The organism is Pseudomonas sp. HD57-3 (assembly GCF_056113135.1).
On sequence record NZ_CM148568.1, the window covers coordinates 5,214,841 to 5,234,808 of the forward strand.

Genomic DNA, 19,968 nt, shown 5'->3' on the forward strand with positions numbered 1-19,968 from the left:
AAAGAATTTTTATATTCCATTAGTGAATTACTAGAAACCACTAACGTAAGCGGCCATAACCCAGCTCTTCGGCCTCACGCTGATAATCCAGCAGGACGAGGTAATCGCTTTCGCTGACGGGCAGGACCTCGGGCAAACCGAGGATGCGGGCCACGTCCGGCAAGTCTTGAAGGCTGCGGTTCATGGCCCGGCGCAGGTGTTCAATCTGCTCGTCCGTCGTGCCGGCTGCGGTGATAAAGGGCAAGGTCGGGCTGAACGCACTGCGCGCCACAACCCGCAACCCGCTGACCTCTACGGCGGCGTACTGCGCCAGGTACGCAAAGGTCACGCTGTCGACGGCCGCCAGATCGGCGCGGTCTTCGCGCAACCAGCGCAGGCTCTCGCGGTGACCGCCACTGATGCCGACCGAAGCGAAAAACTGACCGTCCCGGTGCAATGGGGCCAGACGCTGACGAAACAGGTTCATGCCGCTGTTGGAATCTTCGCTGTTGATCACCCCGCGGCTGTCGAAGAACTCCGCCAGACTGCGGCGCGGATCATCGGCGCGGGCAAGGATCAGGCTGCAATGGTTACCGGCGCTGGCGTCGGGCAATTCGTAGCGCGGACGGCCGACAATCCTGACCTGCCCACGCAGCGCGGTCATCAACGGATAGCCGCAGGTCTGGGTCAGCAGCAACTCAGGCGAACGCCAGAGTTCGAGCAGCGACAGGCCGTCGGCATCGAGCCGCGAACGGCCGAGGTGTTCGAGGATCCGCGCCAGCCACTGCTCGTTCGCCGCGCGGATCGGCTCGGGGGCGATGTACATCAACAGCTCTGCGTAACCTGACGTCATGGTGGCCTCAAATAAACGGATGCTGCGGGCTGTCGATCGGCTTGATGCCGTGCTGGCGCCACAATTGCCCATAACCTTGCACCAGAAATCCGCCGCTGCGCGCCACCCATTGCTCCCGGCGCATGCGGTAGGCCTCGGGCAAGTCGTACCACGAAAGCTTCGGCAAATCGTGATGCACCAGATGGAAATTCAGGTTCAGGAACAACCAGCGCCACGGCCATCCGGCCTCGTTGAGCACCGTGCGCTGCTCCGGTTGCGTGTGCGGCCGGTGTTCATAGTAGGAGCGAACCATCGCAATCGACAGCGCCGGCACGCTGATCAAAAACAGGTAATGCCAGACCGGCAACACGCTGTAGCGGGCGATGAAAAACAGCATCAGCACGGTCAGGGCGCCGTGGGTCAGCCACATCAGCCAGGCTTGGCGCTCGCCGTTTTTCAGACGTTGCAATTCTTCACCGGCCAGCGCCAGCAACGCCAGCGGCGCGCCAAGAATGAATCGGCCCAATACGGTTTTGTTCAGCCAGTGCAGGCTGCGTTCGAACAGCGAACTGCCCTGCCAGCGTTCGGCACTCAGGTAACGGCTTTCGGGATCGACGCCGGGAATCGTCAGGTCTTCGTCGCGATGGTGCTGCAAATGGCTGTCGCGATAGAGCGTGTACGGATACCACACCGCGAATGGCGCGTAGCCGAGGATTTTGTTGACGAAGGTCCAGCGCGTCGGATGACCGTGGAGCAATTCGTGCTGCACCGACAGCCACAGCACCAGCAACGGAATCAGCAGCAGCGTGCTCCACCAGACGCCGAGCCGTTCGCTGCCCAGCACAATCGCGAACCAGCCGCCGTAGACGCCGATCAGCAGCAGCCAGGTCGGCCACTCGGTGCGGGCGGTGAAGCGCTGGCGCAGGGTTTCGATTTGCTGACGATGCTGATCGTCAAAGTAATGGGCCATGGCGTTGCTCGGAAAAGGAGTCCATTCCTTCTGTGCAACGACAACGGAAATTCTTGCAGATTATTTTTTAGGAGGTAGCGGGAGCCCGATTCCGAGCTCCCGAACGGCGTGATCAATGGCCAAAAATATCGACTTTCTTCGCCCTTTTCTCGTGGCGCTTCTCGATGGCGGTCTTGGCCGGTTTCTTCTTCGCGGCTTTCTTCGAATCCATACCTTTGGACATGATGCGTACTCCACTCAGAGGGGATGTGAGATCAGGTATACACCTATCCCGGCGGGCACGTTGTTTTATAATCCGCGGCTTTTGCACCGGCAGTCCGATTCATGACCGACATCCGTTACAGCCAGCTCGACGACCTGTCCTGGCCCTTGATGAACAAGTTCTACCGCCAGCATCAATCGTCAATGAAAGCGGTGCGCGAGGCGCAATTGTGGGTGGCGCGGCGGGAGGAAATCGTGGCGGCGTTGTGTCTGCGGCCGATGTTCGGCGGGCATTGGCTGACCGGACTGTTTGTTGATCCGGCCTGCCGTGAACAAGGCATCGCCGCGCAGTTGATTGCCGAAGCCGTGAAGGACGTCGAGGCCCCGGTGTGGTTGTTCTGCCACCCGGACTTGCGCGGTTTCTACGAGCGGCGCGGCTTCACTTTCGACCCCGCCCTGCCCCAGGCCATGGCCGAGCGCTTGAGCCGTTATGCGCGGAGCAAACCGATGATTGCCATGGAGCTGGCACCGCGCCTGGGCTAGTCAGTCGTCAGCGTTGGGATCGAGGTCCGGAAACATCACTTCGGTGAAACCGAACTTGCTGAAATCGGTAATGCGCGACGGGTACAGGCGCCCGATCAGGTGATCGCATTCATGCTGCACCACCCGCGCATGGAATCCTGAGGCCACACGCACAATCGGCTCGCCCTTGGGGTCGACGCCTTCGTAGCGGATCTGCCGGTAACGATCCACCGCGCCCCGCAGGCCGGGCACCGACAGGCAACCTTCGAAGCCCTCTTCCATCAGCGGGCTGAGCGGCGTGATCAGCGGGTTGATCAGGATCGTCTGCGGCACCGCTTCGGCGTCCGGGTAACGCTCGCTGTGCTCGAAGCCGAAGATCACCAGTTGCAGATCAACGCCGATCTGCGGCGCGGCCAGGCCGACCCCGCCGACGCTTTCCATGGTCTGGAACATGTCGTCGATCAGTTGCCACAGTTCCGGACTGTCGAGCATTTCGGCGGGCACTGGCGGAGCGATGCGCAGCAGGCGTTCGTCGCCCATCTTCAGAATTTCACGGATCATGATCAGGCTTCGTCAGTGTTCGGCTTGAGCGAGTGATCGCGCCCAAGGCCGGAAACGTGTTGTTTGGGATGTTCATCGAGTTCGCCGGGGACTTTCTCGCCCGGATCCTTGCCCTCGCTGGACATGTGTTCGATCACCGCATTCATCTCTGCGCCGAGCAACAGCACGGCGGCGGAAATGTAGAAATACAGCAACAGCACGATGATCGCACCGATGCTGCCATACATGGCGTTGTAGTTGGCGAAGGTCTTGACGTAAAACGCGAAACCCAATGACGCGATGATCCACACCACCACCGCCAGCACCGAACCAGGCGTGATGAAGCGGAACTCCTGTTTGACGTCGGGCATCACGTAGTAGATCAGCGCCACGGCCACCATCATCAGGATCACGATCACCGGCCAGCGGGCGATGGTCCACAAGGTGACGATGACTTCTTCCAGCCCGACCTGCGCGGCGATCCAGCCCATCACCTGCGGGCCGAGCACCATCAGCGCCGCGGCCACCAGCAACATGCCAGCGATGCCGACGGTGTAGATGATCGACAGCGGGAAGCGCTTCCACAGGGGCCGGCCCTCGACCACGTCGTAGGCGGCGTTCATCGCGCTCATCATCAGGCGCACGCCGGCGGACGCGGTGTACAGGGCGATGACGATACCCACCGAAAGCAGGCCGCCCTTGGACTGCTGCAGTTGATCGATCACCGGGTTGACCTGTTCCAGCGCCTGGGGCGGCAACACCAGCTCCGATTGCAGGCGCAACCAGGAGAAGAAGTCCGGCAGGTGCAGGAAACCGATCAGGGCAATCAGAAACAGAATGAACGGGAACAGCGAGAACAGCATCTGGTAGGCCAGTGCCGAGGCATAGGTCGACATCTCGTCGTCGACGAATTCAGTGACCGTGCGCACCATCACCCGGTGCAGGGGCAGACCTTTCATGTCCGGAAAAATCATTCGCGTCTCCTTTCGCCGCAAAACAGGTTGAAGTCGTGGCGACTCAGGGGCCGTTTTTCTCTCATCAAAGTAGCTTACTTGGCGACTTTGAAACACTGTGATCCGTGACCGCATATGAACGGGACACGAAAACGGCCATCCTTGGATGGCCGCTTCGTTGTTTCGTTCAAGGCTCTATCAAGCCTTGTCGACGCCTTTCTTGACCGCGTCCTTGGCTTTGCCCACCGCTTGCTGGGCCTCGCCTTTCTTCTCTTGCACTTTACCTTCGGCCTGCAGTTTGGTGTTGTCGGTGGCTTTGCCGACACCTTGCTTGATGTTGCCGACGGCTTCGTTGGCCATGCCTTTCACTTTATCGCTCGTGCTACCCATGGTGATTCTCCTTGGAACATTAACGGGGAAAGTCAGTACGTAATGATTGACTGGCCCGGTTTGCGCCAAGTTTCATTTATTTTCACGGCTTCATTTCGTCGCGGCGTGCAGGTTGGGCTTTATGTTTGCGAGCGTACCCCCGAGAATGCCCACCATAAGGGCGCCATGCGCCACAGAACCGATCCCGCAGGAATGTTATGAAACTCGATAAAAAGCAGGCCATCGCCCGTCGCAACCAGGAACTGGGCGGTGCCGTGCTCGGCACCAACAACTGCCACTTCGCCGAACTGAACCGCAACCGCAACATCTGGTGGTTCGACTTGCCGGTGTCGCGCCTGGCGATCGGTCAGTACGAGTGGATTCACCTGTTGATGCACACCCCGGCCACCGACGAACTGCTGCACCTGAAAGTGCCGACCGTGTTCCTGCGCGAAAAACTCGAAGGCCTGGTGATCCGCAACGAAGGCAAGCGCAAGGCTGCCCTGAGCCTGGAACTGAGCGCCGACAAGGACTCGTACCTGCAGGACATGCGCCCGGCGGGCACCAATGTGAACTTCGCGCCGTTCCGCCAATAAGACACTCACGCTGATCGTTCCCACGCTCTGGACTGCACCCCAAAGGTTGGACACAACCGATGGGGTGTTTTATGGCGAAGTACACAGTTCAAGTGAAGCTGTTGGCGGTGCAAGACTACTGCTCCGGTAAAGCGGGTCTTAGAGATGTTGCGGGGCGGCACGATGTAGATTTTTCTTCATTGCGCCAGTGGGTCGCGGCCTATCAGGTCCATGGCGCGGCCGCTCTAGAATCAAAAAAGGTGCAGCATTACAGCGCTGAATTCAGACTATCCGTCTTGAAACGCATGCGCGAAGAGCAACTTTCCTACCGCCAAGTGGCGGCATTGTTTGATATCCGAAAATTCAACATCATTGGTGACTGGGAGCGTCGCTATGATAAGGCCGGTAAAAATGCCTTGTCTCGGCAGCCCAACCGACCTGGATCTCAGAAAAAAATGCCGAAACCGACTTCATCTTCTCAACCCCAGTCACCCGATGATGATTCCCGTACTCGGGATGAGCTGATCGCGGAGCTGAATCAGCTTCGGTTGGAAAATGACTATCTAAAAAAGCTCGATGCCTTGGTTCAGAAGAAACGAGCAGCGCAGCAGAAAAAGCGCAAATCGTAATCGAGCTAAGGCAGCAGTACCCTCTTGAGGACTTGCTGAAAGCAGCCGGGTTGGCGCGCAGCACGTTTTACTATCAGCACAAGGTACTCCAGGCGGCCGACAAGTATGCGGATCTGAAAGCCAGGATCCGCACCATTTTCGACGAGCACAAAGGACGATATGGCTATCGCCGCATCACTTTGGCAGTTCGAGATGCTGGTCACCGGGTCAACCACAAGACGGTTCAACGTCTGATGACCGAGCTTCAGATCAAGAGCCTTGTGCGTGTGAAGAAATATCGCGCTTACAAAGGAGAAGCAGGCCAGGCTGCTCCTAATCTGCTGAAGCGCGAGTTTGAAGCACAACAGCCAAATCAGAAGTGGGTAACCGACGTCACAGAGTTCAAGGTTGGAGGGCAGAAACTTTATCTCTCACCCATCCTGGATCTGTATAACGGCGAAATCATTTCTTACGACATAGCCAGACGACCGTTATTCAGCATGGTCGGGGCGATGCTGAAAAAGGCATTTGATCGCCTTCAGCCGCAGGAGAAGCCAATTTTGCACTCCGACCAAGGGTGGCAATATCGGATGCCGATCTATGGTCGACTTCTCAAAGAGCGCTCGGTCACGCCTAGCATGTCGCGTAAAGGTAATTGCTACGACAATGCGGCGATGGAAAGCTTTTTTGGCACGCTGAAATCCGAATTTTTTTACCTGAACAAATTCAGTAGTCTGGACGAGCTTCACGCCGGCTTGGTGGACTACATCCACTACTACAATCACCGACGGATCAGGCTGAAGTTAAACGGACTGAGCCCTGTTGAATACAGGACTCAGTCTATTCAGGTATAGATTTACGATCGTCCAATTTGTTGGGGTCAGTCCACTCTGCGTGGGAACGATCAAACAGTTAACCAACAAAAAGCCCCGCATCTGCGGGGCTTTTTGTTTTATGCGGCGCTTTTCGCCTTGATCTTCTTCAGCTCTTCGTCGCGCAGTTCGCGGCGCAGGATCTTGCCGACGTTGGTGGTCGGCAGTGCATCGCGGAACTCCACCGAACGCGGAACCTTGTAGCCGGTGACATTGGCGCGCATGTGCTCCATCACCTGTTCCTTGGTCAGGGTGACGCCCGGTTTGGCGACGATAAAAATCTTGATCGCCTCGCCCGATTTCTCGTCCGGAATGCCAATGGCCGCGCACTGCAACACGCCCGGCAGGGCCGCCAGCACATCTTCCAGTTCATTCGGGTACACGTTGAAACCGGAGACCAGGATCATGTCTTTCTTGCGATCGACGATGCGCATGTAGCCGTCCGGCTGGATCAGCGCGATGTCACCGGTCTTCAGCCAGCCTTCGCTGTCGAGCATTTCATCGGTGGCTTCCTGACGCTGCCAGTAGCCCTTCATCACTTGCGGGCCCTTGACGCACAGCTCGCCGATTTCGCCCAGCGGCTGCTCGACACCGGCATCGTCGATGACTTTGCACAGGGTCGACGGCACCGGAATGCCGATGGTGCCGATCTGGATGTTCTGGATCGGGTTGACCGTGGCCACCGGGCTGGTTTCGGTCATGCCGTAACCTTCGCAGATCGGGCAACCGGTGACCGCTTTCCAGCGCTCGGCCGCGGCCAGTTGCAGGGCCATGCCGCCGGACAGGGTGACTTTCAGCGCCGAGAAATCCAGCTTGCGGAAACCTTCGTTGTTGCACAGGGCCACGAACAGCGTGTTGAGGCCGACGAAACCGCTGAACTTCCACTTCGACAGTTCCTTGACCATCGCCGGCAGGTCGCGCGGGTTGCTGATCAGGATGTTGTGGTTGCCGATCAGCATCATCGCCATGCAATGAAAGGTGAACGCATAGATGTGGTACAGCGGCAGCGGAGTAATCAGGATCTCGCAACCTTCATTGAGGTTGGAGCCCATCAGCGCCTTGCACTGCAGCATGTTGGCAACGAGGTTGCGATGGGTGAGCATCGCGCCCTTGGCCACGCCGGTGGTGCCGCCGGTGTATTGCAGCACCGCGACATCGCCGCTGTCCGGGTTGGCTTCGGCGACCGGTTGGCCCTGGCCCTTGCTCAGCACGTCGTTGAACTTGACGGCTTTGGGCAGGTGATAGGCCGGAACCATTTTCTTCACGTACTTGATGACGCTGTTGATCAGCAGGCGCTTGATCGGCGGCAGCAGGTCGGCGACTTCGGTGACGATGACGTGTTTGACGCCGGTTTTCGGCACCACGGCTTCGGCCAGGTGCGCCATGTTCGCCAGGCACACCAGCGCCTTGGCACCGGAGTCGTTGAATTGGTGTTCCATTTCCCGCGCGGTGTACAGCGGGTTGGTGTTGACCACGATCAGCCCGGCACGGATGGCGCCGAAGACGGCGACCGGGTACTGCAGCACGTTGGGCAGTTGCACGGCGATTCGATCACCGGGCTGCAAATCGGTATGCTGTTGCAGATAAGCGGCAAACGCACCGGACAATTCGTACAGTTCACCGTAAGTGATGGTCTTGCCCAGGTTGCTGAACGCCGGTTTGTCGGCGAAGCGTTGGCAGGATTGCTTCAACACTGCCTGAATATTCGGGTACTCGTCTGGATTGATGTCGGCAGCAATTCCAGCGGGGTACTTATCCTTCCAAAAGTCTTCGATCATGGAAGCCCACTCCTCAGCAACGCGAATTCAGCACCGCATTTGATGCGATTATTATTGGTGTTTGTTTATTGGTGAGTCTGGCTTTTTACAAGGCCGAGAAGTCACAAAGCGCGCCGAGAGTAGCAGCTTTGCCAAGGGTCGACTAGAGCCAAAAGCGGCCCCTACAGTCATTTTCATGACTCAAGAACTACTGGCAGTCATTTTAGAGCAAAAATCCTATAACACCTTGAAAGTCCCGGTTTTCGGGGGCCTGAAACAAAAATCGCGAGCAGGCCCGCTCCCGCAGGCTCATCGATAACCCTGTGGGAGCGAGCTTGTTCCGGGCGGCGATCCGACGATTGCGCGAAGCACAGTTCTTTTAAGCGATATCGCGCAACTCCCTCCGCAGGATTTTCCCGACAGGCGTCATCGGCAATGACTCACGCAGCACGATGTGTTTCGGCACCTTGTACGCCGTGAAATTCTCTTTGCAGTAGGCCTTCAGCTCCTCCAGGCTCACCCCGGTTTCCCGCGCCACCACAAACAGCTTCACCGCCTCACCGGAACGCTCATCCGGCACGCCGATCACTGCGCAGTTGGCGACTTTCGGGTGAGCCATCACCACGTCTTCGATCTCGTTCGGATACACGTTGAAACCGGAGACGATGATCATGTCTTTCTTGCGGTCGACAATGCGCACGAAACCGTCCGGGTCGATCACCGCGATGTCGCCGGACTTGAACCAGCCCTCGGCATCCAGCACTTCGGCGGTGGCCTCGGGTTTCTGCCAGTAGCCCTTCATGATCTGCGGGCCCTTGATGCACAGCTCGCCACGCTCGCCCAAAGGCTGTTCGACGCCGTCGTCATTGATGACTTTCAACCGGGTGCCCGGCACCGGCAGGCCGACCGTGCCGATCCGCGACAGCTCGCCGTACGGGTTGGTGCAGGCCACCGGCGAGGTTTCGGTCAGACCGTAACCTTCGGTAATCCGGCAACCGGTGATCTGCTCCCAACGCTCGGCGGTGGCCTTGACCAGCGCGGTGCCGCCGGAGTTGGTGAGTTTGAGCGTGGAGAAATCCAGGGTCTTGAAGTCCGGATGATCCATCAACGCGACAAACAGCGTGTTGAGCCCCAGCAGCGCCGAAAACTTCCAGTTCTTCAGCTCCTTGATGAAGCCGCCGATGTCACGCGGGTTGGTGATCAGCACGTTGTGGTTGCCTGACACCATCATGCACATGCAATTCGCGGTGAAGGCATAGATGTGGTACAGCGGCAGCGGCGCGATCATTACCTCCTGCCCTTCGCGCAACAACGGCTGGCCGTCGCTGCCGAACTGGCCGAGACAGGCACGCACCTGCTGCATGTTCGCCACCAGGTTGCCGTGGGTCAGCATCGCGCCCTTGGCCAGGCCGGTGGTGCCGCCGGTGTATTGCAGCACGGCGATGTCATCCAGGCCGACCTTCAGCGGCTTGATGCCCAGGCCCCGGCCCATGCGCAACGCGCTCTTGAAGGAAATCGCCTGGGGCAGCGAATACGCCGGGACCATTTTCTTCACTTTGCTGACTACGGTGTTGACCAGCCAGCCTTTGGCGGTGGGCATCAGGTCGCCCATCTTCGCTTCGATCAGATACTGGATGTCGGTGTCCGGCAGCACTTCCTGGACCTTCTGGCCGAACATGTTCAGGTACACCAGCGCCCGGGCGCCGGAGTCCTTGAACTGGTGACGCATCTCCCGCGCGGTGTACAGCGGGTTGGTGTTGACCACGATCAGCCCGGCACGCAACGCGCCGAACACGGCAATCGGATAATGCAGGACGTTGGGCATCTGCACCGCGATGCGATCCCCCGGCACCAGATCGGTGTGGGCTTGCAGATAACCCGCGAATGCGGCGCTCTGGCGCTCCAGCTCGGCATAGGTCAGGGTCACGCCCATGTTGCTGAACGCCGGGCGATCAGCGAATTTCTTGCAGGAACGCTCGAACACCTCGATCACCGACTTGAATTCACCCGCGTCGATGTCCAGGGGTACGCCCGCCGGGCGTTTGTCATTCCAGAAATCAGGTTGCATTGTTCTTGTCCTCTTTACCTGAGCCGATCCGGGGCCGCTTCGCTGTCATTTCTTTCTGTCCCTGAAAAAGCCGAGAGCAAAAAGCGGGGCTTCACGGACACTAGCAGCTATGGTCAATCAGGCAAATATGGGCAAGGTCGTCATTGATCGTGTGAATCTTCCTGCCGTGGCGTGAGCTGATCGGACGCGCTATACAATGCAACCTCTGCAACACGCTTCAGCAAAAACACGCCGCAAAAGGAATCGCCATGATCCACGACACCTTCTGGCTGGACGCGAGTGACCGCAGCCGCCTCTTCGTCAACCTGTGGCTGCCGAACGCGCCGCTGAAGGCGGTGATTCTGCTGGCCCACGGCATGGCAGAACACAGCGCCCGCTACGCACGGCTGGCAGAGGCGTTCTGCGCCGAAGGCTACGGTGTGTACGCGCCCGATCAGCGCGGCCATGGCAAAACCGCCGATCATGGGACGCTGGGGCATTTCGCCGACGGCGATGGCTGGTGCAAGGTGGTTGGAGATATCGCGAGCCTCAACCAGTTCCTCGGCCAGCGTCATCCGGGTGTTCCGATCGTGCTGCTCGGGCACAGCATGGGCAGTTACATTGCCCAGGCTTATTTACTGCATCACAGCGCCAGCCTGCACGGCGCGATTCTCAGCGGCTCGAATTTCCAGCCGGTTGCGCTGTACCGCGCGGCCCGGCAGATCGCCCGGTTTGAAAAGCTGCGCCAGGGCGCCAAGGGTCGCAGCGCGCTGATCGAATGGCTGTCGTTCGGCTCGTTCAACAATAAATTTAAACCGGCGCGCACCGCGTTTGACTGGCTGAGTCGCGACCCGGCCGAGGTCGACAAGTACACCACCGATCCGCTGTGCGGCTTTCGCTGCACCAATCAACTGTGGATCGACCTGCTCGGCGGGTTGCAGCAAATCAGCAAAGCGTCCAATCTCGCCCAGATCGATCCGGGCCTGCCGCTGCTGGTGATCGGCGGCGAATGTGATCCGGTGAGCGAAGGCAAGCGTCTGACTGATCTGGCCAACGCCTTGCGCGCGGCCGGCAGCCAGAACCTGCAACTGAAGATCTACCCGCAGGCGCGGCACGAATTGTTCAACGAGAGCAACCGCGACGAAGTGACCGCCGATGTGCTGGCCTGGATCGGCCAGGCCCTGAGCCATCGCCGGCCGCACCGCAGCGAATAATTTTTTTGTGGATTCATTTCATCCGTCACAGGAATTCAGACCCATGACCCAGGTTACCAACATCCCTTACGAAGCCCTCGAAGTGGGCCAGACCGCGAGCTACAGCAAGACTGTCGAGGAACGCGACATTCAGCTGTTCGCCGCGATGTCCGGCGACCACAACCCGGTGCACCTGGACGCCGAGTTCGCCGCCGCCAGCATGTTCAAGGAACGCATCGCCCACGGCATGTTCAGCGGCGCGCTGATCAGTGCCGCAGTAGCCTGCGAGCTGCCTGGGCCGGGCACTATTTATATCGGCCAGCAGATGAGTTTCCAGAAGCCGGTGAAGATCGGCGACACCCTGACCGTGCGCCTGGAAATCCTCGAGAAGCTGCCGAAATTCCGTGTGCGCATCGCCACTCGCGTGTTCAACCAGCGCGATGAGCTGGTGGTGGACGGCGAGGCCGAGATTCTGGCGCCACGTAAACAGCAGACCGTTACCCTGCCGACCTTGCCGGCCATCAGCATCGGCTGATCGTCTTCGGTTAAATCCGGACACAAAAAAACGCCAGACCAGCTGGCGTTTTTTGTGGGCTTCGAACGCTTACGAGCGTGCGCGAGCCTGGTTACGCAGCGCCTTCACCTGATCGTGATTGCGTTGCACGCCGTGGTACTGGCGTTCGACCAGATCACGGATGCCGACCAGGTTGTGTTTGTTGATCTTCTCGATCGCCTCACGATAAGCCTTCAGGGCGTGGTCTTCACCGCGCTCGGCTTCGTTGAGCACCGCTTCTTCGTCCTTGCCGGTGAACATCGCTTTGACGTCGACCCAGCGACGGTGCAGATCACCGCTGACACTGGTCGAAGTTTCCGGATCGCCACCCATCGAACGCACGGCAGCTTGCAGCTCGGCCGCAGCGGTTGCGCAATCGGCGGAGCGTTTCACGAACAGGGTTTTCAGCTCTGGGTGCTTGATGTCTTCAGCGCAGGTCTTGAAGCCTTCCTGACCGTCCTTGCTGGTTTCGATCAGGTCGTTGAGGACGGAGATGGCTTCTTTATTCATGTCAGTCATTTTTCAATTCCTTGCGTGGGTGAAAGATGCAAGGAGTGTTGCAGTGGTCGTGCCAGCTTCCAGAAAAGAATTTAATCTTTGATTTTCAACAAGTTACAAATACAACGAGAATCTGTATGCCTGTTATTTGCATGATCTGTCATTTGGCCTGCATGCAGAATGCCTGTATTTTCCGAAGTGTTTTCAAAGCCAGACGATTCCAACGATGAACCCTGAAAAGCTCGAACTGCTGATCACCCGCGAAATGCCCTTCGGCAAGTACAAGGGCCGGATCATTGCCGACCTGCCGGGCCCCTACCTGAACTGGTTTGCCCGGGAAGGATTTCCCCATGGCGAACTGGGCGGACTGTTGGCCCTGATGCAGGAAATCGATCACAACGGCCTGTCGGAACTGCTCGAACCGCTGCGCGCCAAACACGGCAAACCTGCCCCGCGCCACTGAGGCGTCACCCTGATCCGAGTCGAGTCGACCATGCCCGATAACACCCGCCGCGCCCGAGATGAAGCCTTCTGGCAAACCTTCGCCGACCGTTACGACCGCCACCCCGGCCCCGTGAATCTGGAGAACGGTTACTTCGGGCGCATGTCGCGCACCGTGGTCGAGGAGTACCAGCGCAATATCGAGCTGATCAACAACAGCAACTCGATCTACGTGCGCCAGCGTTTCGAACAGCACGACAGCCTCGACATCCGCGCGCAACTGGCCGAGCTGATCGGCGTACGTGCGCAAAGCGTGGCCTTCACTCACAACGCCACTGCCGGCCTGCAATCGCTGATCCGAAACTACAACCGCCTGCAGCCTGGCGATCAGGTGCTGATCTGCGATCTGGAGTACGACACGGTCAAGGGCGCCATGCGCTGGCTGGCAAAGCATCGCGGGGTCGAGGTGATCGAGATCGAGCACGCCCACCCCGCCACCTTCGACAGCCTGCTGGCGACTTATCGCGAAGCCTTCATCCGCTATCCGAAGCTCAAGCTGATGGCGCTGACTCACGTCACCCACCGCACCGGGCTGGTGATGCCGGTGCAGGCCATTGCCGCGCTGGCCAAGGAGCACGGCGTCGACATCATCCTTGATGGCGCCCATGCCCTTGGTCAGATCGAGTTCGACCTGGAAGCACTGGGCATCGCCTTCGCCGGGTACAACCTGCACAAGTGGATCGGCTCGCCGTTGACGCTCGGTTTTCTCTACATTGCTCCGCAGCGCCTCGCCGACATCGACCCGGACATGGGCGAGATGCATTTTTCGGCTGGCGATATCCGCTCACGCACGCCCTACAGCACGCCGAACATTCCGGCACTGATGACCCTGCCTTTGGTGTTCGAGGAACACCGCTCACTGGGTGGCGCGGCAGCCAAAGGCGCGCGGGTCAATTACCTGCGCAACCTGTGGGTCAGCGCCGTGCGTAACCTGCCGGGCATCGAAGTCATGACCCCGGACGATCCGCGTCTGTATTGCGGCATCACCTCGATGCGCTTTACCCGGCATGCTGACCAGCAGGCGATGGTCGAACGCCTGCTCAACGACTACAACCTGTTCACTGTCGTGCGCAACGGCGCAGCCTGCGGGCCGTGCATCCGTGTCACGCCGTCGCTGACCACGACGGCGGCGGAGATTCAGTCGCTGATTCTGGCGCTGAACGAGCTGCGCTAAACCGTGTACTTGTCGAAGTCCTCGGGCTTGATCTGCGACGACACCGCAAAGGTGTCGATGCCGATCGTGAGGTGGCCGAAGTAACCGTCCTCGTGTGAATCGCGGCCGATCGGCCACACCGTCAGGGTCGACTCTTCGCCGCCCATGTTGGCGTAGTAGGCATCGTCGGCGTTGCACACCGGCAGCGAACTGCGCCCGCGATAGGCCTTGGCATTGAGCACGCCGCGAGAAACAACCTCCGGAAAATACAGCTGCCCGACCCAGGCCACATTGCGCTCCTCCAGGTATTCGTTGCCGGCGACGATGCGCACCGCCACGTGAACATGCAGGGCACGCCCGGCATAGAAACCCGGGTAGATCGTGGTGAAGCGCACCCTGCCCTTGTGGTCGCTGAACTGGCCGCCGCGCAGGTAGGTATCGTCGTCGGTTCGCGGGATCGAGCCGATGTCCTCGACGTCGACTTCCACGTCCGGATTGATCCGGCTCCAGCCGGAATAGGCGCCACGTGCGTTGCAGTGCCAGATATCCACCAGCGCACCGCTGACCGGTTCGGCGGTCATGGCATCGACGATGGTCAGGCGCAGCAGCAGCGGCAGACCCTCGGCGCCTTCGCTGATGTTGCGGCGCAGCAGTTTGGGATTGCGAAAATAAGGCCCGGCGACTTGCTCGGGGGCCAGTTGATAAACCGATGGAGCTGAAGGCTGGTTATCCATGACGCGTTCTCTCTTCCTTAAGATGAACGCAGGTTAACGCCACACGCAAAGCCAGGTGCGGTAACTATGTATCTCCAAATAACGTATCTCCAGATAACGAAGTTTTTTGCGGGCAAAAAAAAACGGTGCACCGACCAAGCGCACCGTAAAGCCGTAGAACACACAACGAAGTGTCAGTTGAAGATCAGTCCAGCAGCGCCAACGCCTCGGCGGTGCATTCCTGAATGCGGGCCCAGTCGCCGTTCTTGATCCACTCAGGATCGAGCATCCAGCTACCGCCCACGCACATGACGTTTTTCAGCGCCATGTAGCTCTTGATGTTGGCAGGGCCGACGCCGCCAGTCGGGCAGAATTTCACTTCGCCGAACGGGCCGCCGAGGGCCTTGATTGCCGCCACGCCACCGCTGACTTCAGCCGGGAACAGCTTGAAGCGGCGATAACCCAGGCCATAGCCTTCCATGATGCCGGAGGCATTGCTGATGCCCGGCAGCAGCGGGATCGGGCTTTCGACGCTGGCTTCCAGCAGGTCACGGGTGATACCCGGAGTGACGATGAATTGCGAACCGGCGGCTTCGGCCGCGGCCAGCATGTTGCGGTCGAGTACGGTGCCGGCACCGGTCACCAGTTCCGGACGCTGTTCGCGCAGGATCTGGATCGCCTTGAGGCCGAACTGCGAACGCAGGGTCACTTCCAGCGCGGTCAGACCACCGGCGGCCAGGGCGTCGGCCAGCGGCAGCACGTCCTGTTCGCGGGCGATGGTGATCACCGGCAGGATCCGCGCCTTGGCGCAGAGGCTGTCGATCAGGGCAACTTTGTCCGCCATGGAAACGGTCGGGGATGGGGTTGTCATAGCGGCTGTTCCTTGGCTCATGGGCACCAGTAAATCTCTAACGTAGGTTGCAGAAACGCGCGAACCGGCATGGCGGCGACGTCGTTGGATGCCAGTGCGGCATTCAGGGTGGTCAGTTTCGACTGACCGGAAATCGACAGAATCTTGTGCCGGGCCGAGGCCAGCAGTGCGCGGCTCATGGTCAGGCGCTGACGCGGCACGCTGGGCGCCAGCATCGGCCAGCAGCGACGGGTGCCGTCGGCTTGCAGGGCTTCGGCCAGGTTCGGGCTGTCCGGGAACAGCGACGCGGTGTGACCGTCATCGCCCATGCCCAGCACCAGCACGTCGATGGGCGGCAACTCGGCGAGCAAACGATCGGCCTGCTCCGCAGCCTGCTCGACGTTGGCCGCCGCGCTGTAAAGGCTGAGGAACTGCGCCTTGGCCGCCGGGCCCTTGAGCAGATATTGCTTGAGCAGACCGGCGTTGCTGTCGGCGTGTTCGACCGGTACCCAGCGCTCGTCGGCCAGGGTCACGACGACCTTCGACCAGTCCAGTTCCTGCTTGGCCAGGTGCTGGAAAAACGCCACCGGGCTACGACCGCCGGACACCACCAGCACCGCATTGCCACGTGCCGCCAGCGCTTCGCTCAATTGCTTGGCGACATTCAGCGCCAGGCCTTCGGCGAGCAGCACCGGGCTCTTGAATTCGCGGGCATTCACGCCCTCGGGCAGTTTCACATCAGATATCGCCATACCACGACCTCCCGTCCCGCGTGATCAATGCAATGGAGCTCATCGGCCCCCACGACCCGGCCGCATACGGCTTGGGCGCGTCACCGGATTTTTTCCACCCGGCGATCAGTTGGTCACACCATTTCCACGCGGCTTCGATTTCATCTTTACGGACAAACAGGTTCTGATTGCCGTTCATCACTTCCAGCAACAACCGCTCGTAGGCATCGGGGATCCGAGCGCTGCGCCAGGTGTCGGAAAAATTCAGTTGCAGCGGGCCGCTGCGCAGTTGCATGCCCTTGTCCAGGCCTTGCTCCTTGGTCATCACGCGCAAGGAAATGCCTTCGTCCGGTTGCAGGCGGATGATCAGTTTGTTGCTGATCTGCAGGCGCTGCTCGGGGGCGAAGATGTAGTGCGACGGTTCCTTGAAGTGGATGACGATCTGCGACAGTTTCTGCGGCATGCGCTTGCCGGTACGCAGGTAGAACGGCACGCCGGCCCAGCGCCAGTTGCGGATGTCGGCACGCAGGGCAACGAAGGTTTCGGTGTCGCTCTGGGCGTTGGAATTCGGCTCTTCGAGGTAGCCCGGCACGGACTTGCCTTCGCTGTGCCCGGCGATGTACTGGCCCCGCACCACTTGCGTGGTCAGGCCTTCCGGACTGATCGGCGCCAGGGCCTTGAGTACCTTGACCTTCTCGTCGCGGATGCTGTCGGCGGACAGGTCGGCCGGCGGGTCCATCGCGATCAGGCAGAGCAGTTGCAGCAGGTGGTTCTGGATCATGTCCCGCAGTTGACCGGCCTTGTCGAAGTAACCCCAGCGGCCTTCGATACCGACCTTCTCGGCCACGGTGATTTCCACGTGGGAGATGTAGTTCTGGTTCCACTGGGTTTCGAACAGGCTGTTGGCGAAACGCAGGGCGATCAGGTTCTGAACGGTTTCTTTGCCCAGGTAGTGGTCGATGCGGTAGGTGCGGTTCTCCGGGAAGAACTGCGCCACGGCGTCGTTGACCTTGCGCGAGGATTCGAGATCCGAGCCGATCGGTTTTTCCAGCACCACGCGGGTGTTTTCCGCCAGACCGACGTTCGCCAGGTTCTCGCAGATCGCGCCGTACACCGCCGCCGGAGTGGCAAAGTAGGCAATCATGCGTTGCGTGCTGCCGGCCAGTTCGGCCAGCGCCACGTAATCTTCAGCCTTGAGGAAGTCGACGTGCAGGTAGGTCAGACGCGCCAGAAAGCGCTCGGCCACGGCCTCGTCCAGTTCCTTGCCCACGTAACGGCGCAGCTCGGCGGCGATGAACGCCAGGTGCTGCTGCTCGGTGCCCGCCTCACGGGCCAGTGCGATAATGCGCGTGTCCTCGTGCAGCAGGCCGGCGCCATCAAGGTGATAAAGGGCAGGAAACAGCTTGCGCAGGGCCAGATCGCCCAAGGCGCCGAACAAGGCGAAGGTGCACGGTTCAACCGTAATCGAAGGCATGATGTTTGTTCTTTTATCAAGTTAAGCTACAAATACCTTTTTTCAAGGCATCACTCAAGGGAAAATGTAGTAATAACCACAACATTTTCGCAAAATACAGATTCCGAGTGGTGGTCGGTCGGAGCCATCAGTAGGATAGGCCACCGTCACGGGCCACATCAAAGGCCCAATTTGCATAGCCGCGCGCTTATCGGCGCCGGTGAATCTAGGAATTCTTATGGACCGCGTGCGAAATTTACTGGAACAGATCCAGAGTCGCCTTGAAGAGCTGAACAAGGCCGAACGCAAAGTCGCCGAAGTGATCCTGCTCAACCCACAGCAGGCCACCCGCTTCAGCATCGCCGCCCTCGCCCAGGCGGCGTCGGTCAGTGAACCGACGGTCAACCGTTTCTGCCGTTCGTTCGGCGTCAGCGGCTACCCCGAACTCAAGCTGCAACTGGCCCAGAGCCTGGCCAGCGGCGCGGCGTATGTCAGCCGTGCGGTAGAAGCCGACGACAATCCCGAGGCCTACACGCAGAAGATTTTCGGCAGTGCGATCGCTTCTTTGGACAGCGCGTGCCAGGCACTGGACCCGAACCTGATCAGCCGCGCCGTCGACCTGTTGATCCAGGCCCGGCAGATCCACTTCTTCGGCCTGGGTGCTTCGGCTCCGGTGGCTTTGGATGCGCAGCACAAGTTCTTCCGTTTCAACCTCGCGGTCACCGCCCACGCCGATGTGCTGATGCAACGGATGATTGCCTCGGTGGCGCACACCGGCGAGCTGTTCGTGATCATTTCCTACACCGGGCGCACCCGCGAACTGGTGGAAGTGGCGCGCATCGCCCGGGAGAACGGCGCTTCGGTACTGGGCCTGACCGCCGAGAATTCGCCACTGGCCAAGGCCAGTACGCTGAGCCTGAACATTCCGTTGCCGGAAGACACCGACATCTATATGCCGATGACTTCGCGGATCATTCAGTTGACGGTGCTGGATGTGCTGGCGACGGGGATGACGCTGCGTCGCGGGGTGGATTTCCAGCCGCATCTGCGCAAGATCAAAGAGAGCTTGAATGCTAGCCGGTATCCGGTGGGTGACGAGTTCAACTGAAGATCCGAAGCCCCTCACCCTAGCCCGTTGATCGTTCCCACGCTCCGCGTGGGAATGCAGCCCGTGACGCTCCGCGTCACTGGACGCGGAGCGTCCCTAGAAGCATTCCCACGCAGAGCATGGGAACGATCATCGCTAGGCCCCAGCCCACGCCTGCAAACTCAGATGCGCCTTCTCCCCTGGCGCCAGATGCAAGCTGTCAGTCCCGCCCGCCGCCGCTTCAACACAGACAAATTCCGAAATTTCATCCCAGCTCACGCCCAGTAACGGCCGCGCACCCGGATGCCACACCACGGTGTCCGCGCTGTCACCGGTATCGATGCACAACTCGCGCTGCCAGGCGTGATCCTTGAGCTGTAATTCGCCGTCGTGCTGAAACACCCGCTGACAGCCGCCATCAACCCGCAACTCGCCTTCCTGCTGGCAAATCTCACGGTTCAACTGGTCGTAACCCTGCGCCCCTTCGAGCCCAGACAGCGCTATCTCACTCACGTCACCAATACGCCAGTAAGCATGCAAAGCCTGGCTCAACTGGCACGGCATGTCGTCCTGATGCTCAGTGCTCAGGCGCAGTTCCATGCGTTCGCCCAGGTGCGCATGCAGGTCCACCTGCCAGTCGCACAACTGCAATTGCCAATGCAGGCGCACGCCGTCATCGCCGGTGCTGCTGTCGAGCAGTTTCCAGTCCAGCAGTCGCGCCCAGCCGTGAGACGGCCACGCGTTTTCGCTCGGGTGGCGGCCATACCACGGCCAGCACACCGGCACGCCGCCACGAATCGCGCCGACATGCGGCCACTTCGCCGCGCACCACAACCACGGTTTCTGCCCGCGCGGCTGAAAGTGCAGCAACTGCGCACCCTGACGACTGAACACCGCCTGACACAGCGGATGATCGATCACCAGCACATCGCGCATCTGATAGCGCTCCCAGGCGAACACCGGTCGTTCGCGCAGGGATTTGAAGAAGCGTTGCAGCGGATGCTCATGCAT

The 19,968-nt window shown here is 59.8% G+C and carries 21 protein-coding genes; 8 read left to right on the forward strand and 13 right to left on the reverse strand.

The features are described 5' to 3' along the window. Positions 1-40: 40 nt before the first annotated feature. Positions 41-832 (reverse strand): phosphate/phosphite/phosphonate ABC transporter substrate-binding protein, encoded by a 792-nt coding sequence (locus tag AC0R79_RS23620; protein ID WP_474731827.1) that lies wholly within the window; start codon positions 830-832, stop codon positions 41-43. 7 nt (positions 833-839) lie between these two features. Further along, complete coding sequence (locus AC0R79_RS23625) at positions 840-1,781, reverse strand: fatty acid desaturase (protein ID WP_474731828.1); 942 nt, start codon at positions 1,779-1,781, stop codon at positions 840-842. Between the two features lie 324 nt (positions 1,782-2,105). Between AC0R79_RS23625 and AC0R79_RS23630 the strand changes: the two genes are divergently transcribed. Beyond that, positions 2,106-2,525, forward strand: coding sequence for a GNAT family N-acetyltransferase (locus AC0R79_RS23630; protein WP_474731829.1), 420 nt, complete (start codon positions 2,106-2,108; stop codon positions 2,523-2,525). Here the strand turns inward: AC0R79_RS23630 and def are convergent, their stop codons facing one another. The 3 genes from def to AC0R79_RS23645 form a co-directional block, all read right to left on the reverse strand. After that, entirely contained in the window at positions 2,526-3,065 is a 540-nt protein-coding gene (gene def / locus AC0R79_RS23635) for a peptide deformylase (protein ID WP_474731830.1), read from the reverse strand. Between the two features lie 2 nt (positions 3,066-3,067). Next, the gene (locus AC0R79_RS23640) at positions 3,068-4,018 is read right to left on the reverse strand and encodes a YihY/virulence factor BrkB family protein (protein ID WP_085606556.1); all 951 of its coding nucleotides are present in this window, start codon (positions 4,016-4,018) and stop codon (positions 3,068-3,070) included. Between the two features lie 177 nt (positions 4,019-4,195). After that, complete coding sequence (locus tag AC0R79_RS23645) at positions 4,196-4,387, reverse strand: CsbD family protein (RefSeq protein WP_102687273.1); 192 nt, start codon at positions 4,385-4,387, stop codon at positions 4,196-4,198. A 197-nt stretch (positions 4,388-4,584) separates the two neighbouring features. On the opposite strand from AC0R79_RS23645, the gene AC0R79_RS23650 reads away from it, so the two are divergent. Together AC0R79_RS23650 and AC0R79_RS23655 are read left to right on the forward strand one after the other, a co-directional pair. After that, positions 4,585-4,962, forward strand: a complete 378-nt coding sequence (locus tag AC0R79_RS23650; protein ID WP_007951149.1) for a hypothetical protein — start codon at positions 4,585-4,587, stop codon at positions 4,960-4,962. 71 nt (positions 4,963-5,033) lie between these two features. Then, positions 5,034-6,403 (forward strand): IS3 family transposase gene (locus AC0R79_RS23655; protein WP_127796595.1). Its coding sequence is split into 2 segments (ribosomal slippage): positions 5,034-5,505 and positions 5,505-6,403, totalling 1,371 coding nucleotides; the frame shifts between segments, so codons are not numbered across the junction. 98 nt (positions 6,404-6,501) lie between these two features. On the opposite strand, the gene fadD1 is transcribed toward AC0R79_RS23655, so the two are convergent. Both fadD1 and fadD2 read right to left on the reverse strand, forming a co-directional pair. After that, positions 6,502-8,199, reverse strand: coding sequence for a long-chain-fatty-acid--CoA ligase FadD1 (fadD1, locus tag AC0R79_RS23660; RefSeq protein WP_085606558.1), 1,698 nt, complete (start codon positions 8,197-8,199; stop codon positions 6,502-6,504). Positions 8,200-8,557: 358 nt separating this feature from the next. After that, on the reverse strand, positions 8,558-10,246 hold the full coding sequence (fadD2, locus tag AC0R79_RS23665) for a long-chain-fatty-acid--CoA ligase FadD2 (RefSeq protein WP_007951151.1): 1,689 nt from the start codon (positions 10,244-10,246) through the stop codon (positions 8,558-8,560). A 248-nt stretch (positions 10,247-10,494) separates the two neighbouring features. On the opposite strand from fadD2, the gene AC0R79_RS23670 reads away from it, so the two are divergent. After that, positions 10,495-11,439, forward strand: coding sequence for a lysophospholipase (locus AC0R79_RS23670; RefSeq protein WP_474731831.1), 945 nt, complete (start codon positions 10,495-10,497; stop codon positions 11,437-11,439). 43 nt (positions 11,440-11,482) lie between these two features. Next, positions 11,483-11,953 (forward strand): MaoC family dehydratase, encoded by a 471-nt coding sequence (locus AC0R79_RS23675; RefSeq protein ID WP_003227420.1) that lies wholly within the window; start codon positions 11,483-11,485, stop codon positions 11,951-11,953. A 69-nt stretch (positions 11,954-12,022) separates the two neighbouring features. Here AC0R79_RS23675 and AC0R79_RS23680 read toward each other — a convergent pair whose 3' ends face one another. Then, the gene (locus AC0R79_RS23680; RefSeq protein WP_007951153.1) at positions 12,023-12,490 is read right to left on the reverse strand and encodes a PA2169 family four-helix-bundle protein; all 468 of its coding nucleotides are present in this window, start codon (positions 12,488-12,490) and stop codon (positions 12,023-12,025) included. A 205-nt stretch (positions 12,491-12,695) separates the two neighbouring features. Here AC0R79_RS23680 and AC0R79_RS23685 point away from each other — a divergent pair, with 205 nt between their 5' ends. Then, a complete protein-coding gene (locus AC0R79_RS23685; protein ID WP_003213031.1) occupies positions 12,696-12,932 on the forward strand; it encodes a DUF3820 family protein in 237 nt (78 codons plus the stop codon). A gap of 30 nt (positions 12,933-12,962) precedes the next feature. After that, complete coding sequence (locus tag AC0R79_RS23690) at positions 12,963-14,144, forward strand: aminotransferase class V-fold PLP-dependent enzyme (protein WP_474731832.1); 1,182 nt, start codon at positions 12,963-12,965, stop codon at positions 14,142-14,144. Here the strand turns inward: AC0R79_RS23690 and AC0R79_RS23695 are convergent. The 4 genes from AC0R79_RS23695 to zwf form a co-directional block, all read right to left on the reverse strand. Continuing rightward, entirely contained in the window at positions 14,141-14,857 is a 717-nt protein-coding gene (locus AC0R79_RS23695; protein WP_085606566.1) for an intradiol ring-cleavage dioxygenase, read from the reverse strand. The genes AC0R79_RS23690 and AC0R79_RS23695 overlap by 4 nt on opposite strands. A 184-nt stretch (positions 14,858-15,041) precedes the next feature. Next, a complete protein-coding gene (locus tag AC0R79_RS23700; RefSeq protein WP_011335602.1) occupies positions 15,042-15,707 on the reverse strand; it encodes a bifunctional 4-hydroxy-2-oxoglutarate aldolase/2-dehydro-3-deoxy-phosphogluconate aldolase in 666 nt (221 codons plus the stop codon). A gap of 17 nt (positions 15,708-15,724) precedes the next feature. Beyond that, a complete protein-coding gene (gene pgl / locus AC0R79_RS23705; protein WP_085606568.1) occupies positions 15,725-16,438 on the reverse strand; it encodes a 6-phosphogluconolactonase in 714 nt (237 codons plus the stop codon). Beyond that, on the reverse strand, positions 16,425-17,891 hold the full coding sequence (gene zwf, locus AC0R79_RS23710) for a glucose-6-phosphate dehydrogenase (protein ID WP_011335604.1): 1,467 nt from the start codon (positions 17,889-17,891) through the stop codon (positions 16,425-16,427). The genes pgl and zwf overlap by 14 nt, the downstream gene beginning before the upstream one ends. Before the next feature lie 226 nt (positions 17,892-18,117). On the opposite strand from zwf, the gene AC0R79_RS23715 reads away from it, so the two are divergent. Beyond that, a complete protein-coding gene (locus tag AC0R79_RS23715; protein WP_169842436.1) occupies positions 18,118-18,978 on the forward strand; it encodes a MurR/RpiR family transcriptional regulator in 861 nt (286 codons plus the stop codon). A 135-nt stretch (positions 18,979-19,113) separates the two neighbouring features. Here the strand turns inward: AC0R79_RS23715 and AC0R79_RS23720 are convergent, their stop codons facing one another. Then, positions 19,114-19,968, reverse strand: coding sequence for a D-hexose-6-phosphate mutarotase (locus AC0R79_RS23720; protein ID WP_134022918.1), 855 nt, complete (start codon positions 19,966-19,968; stop codon positions 19,114-19,116).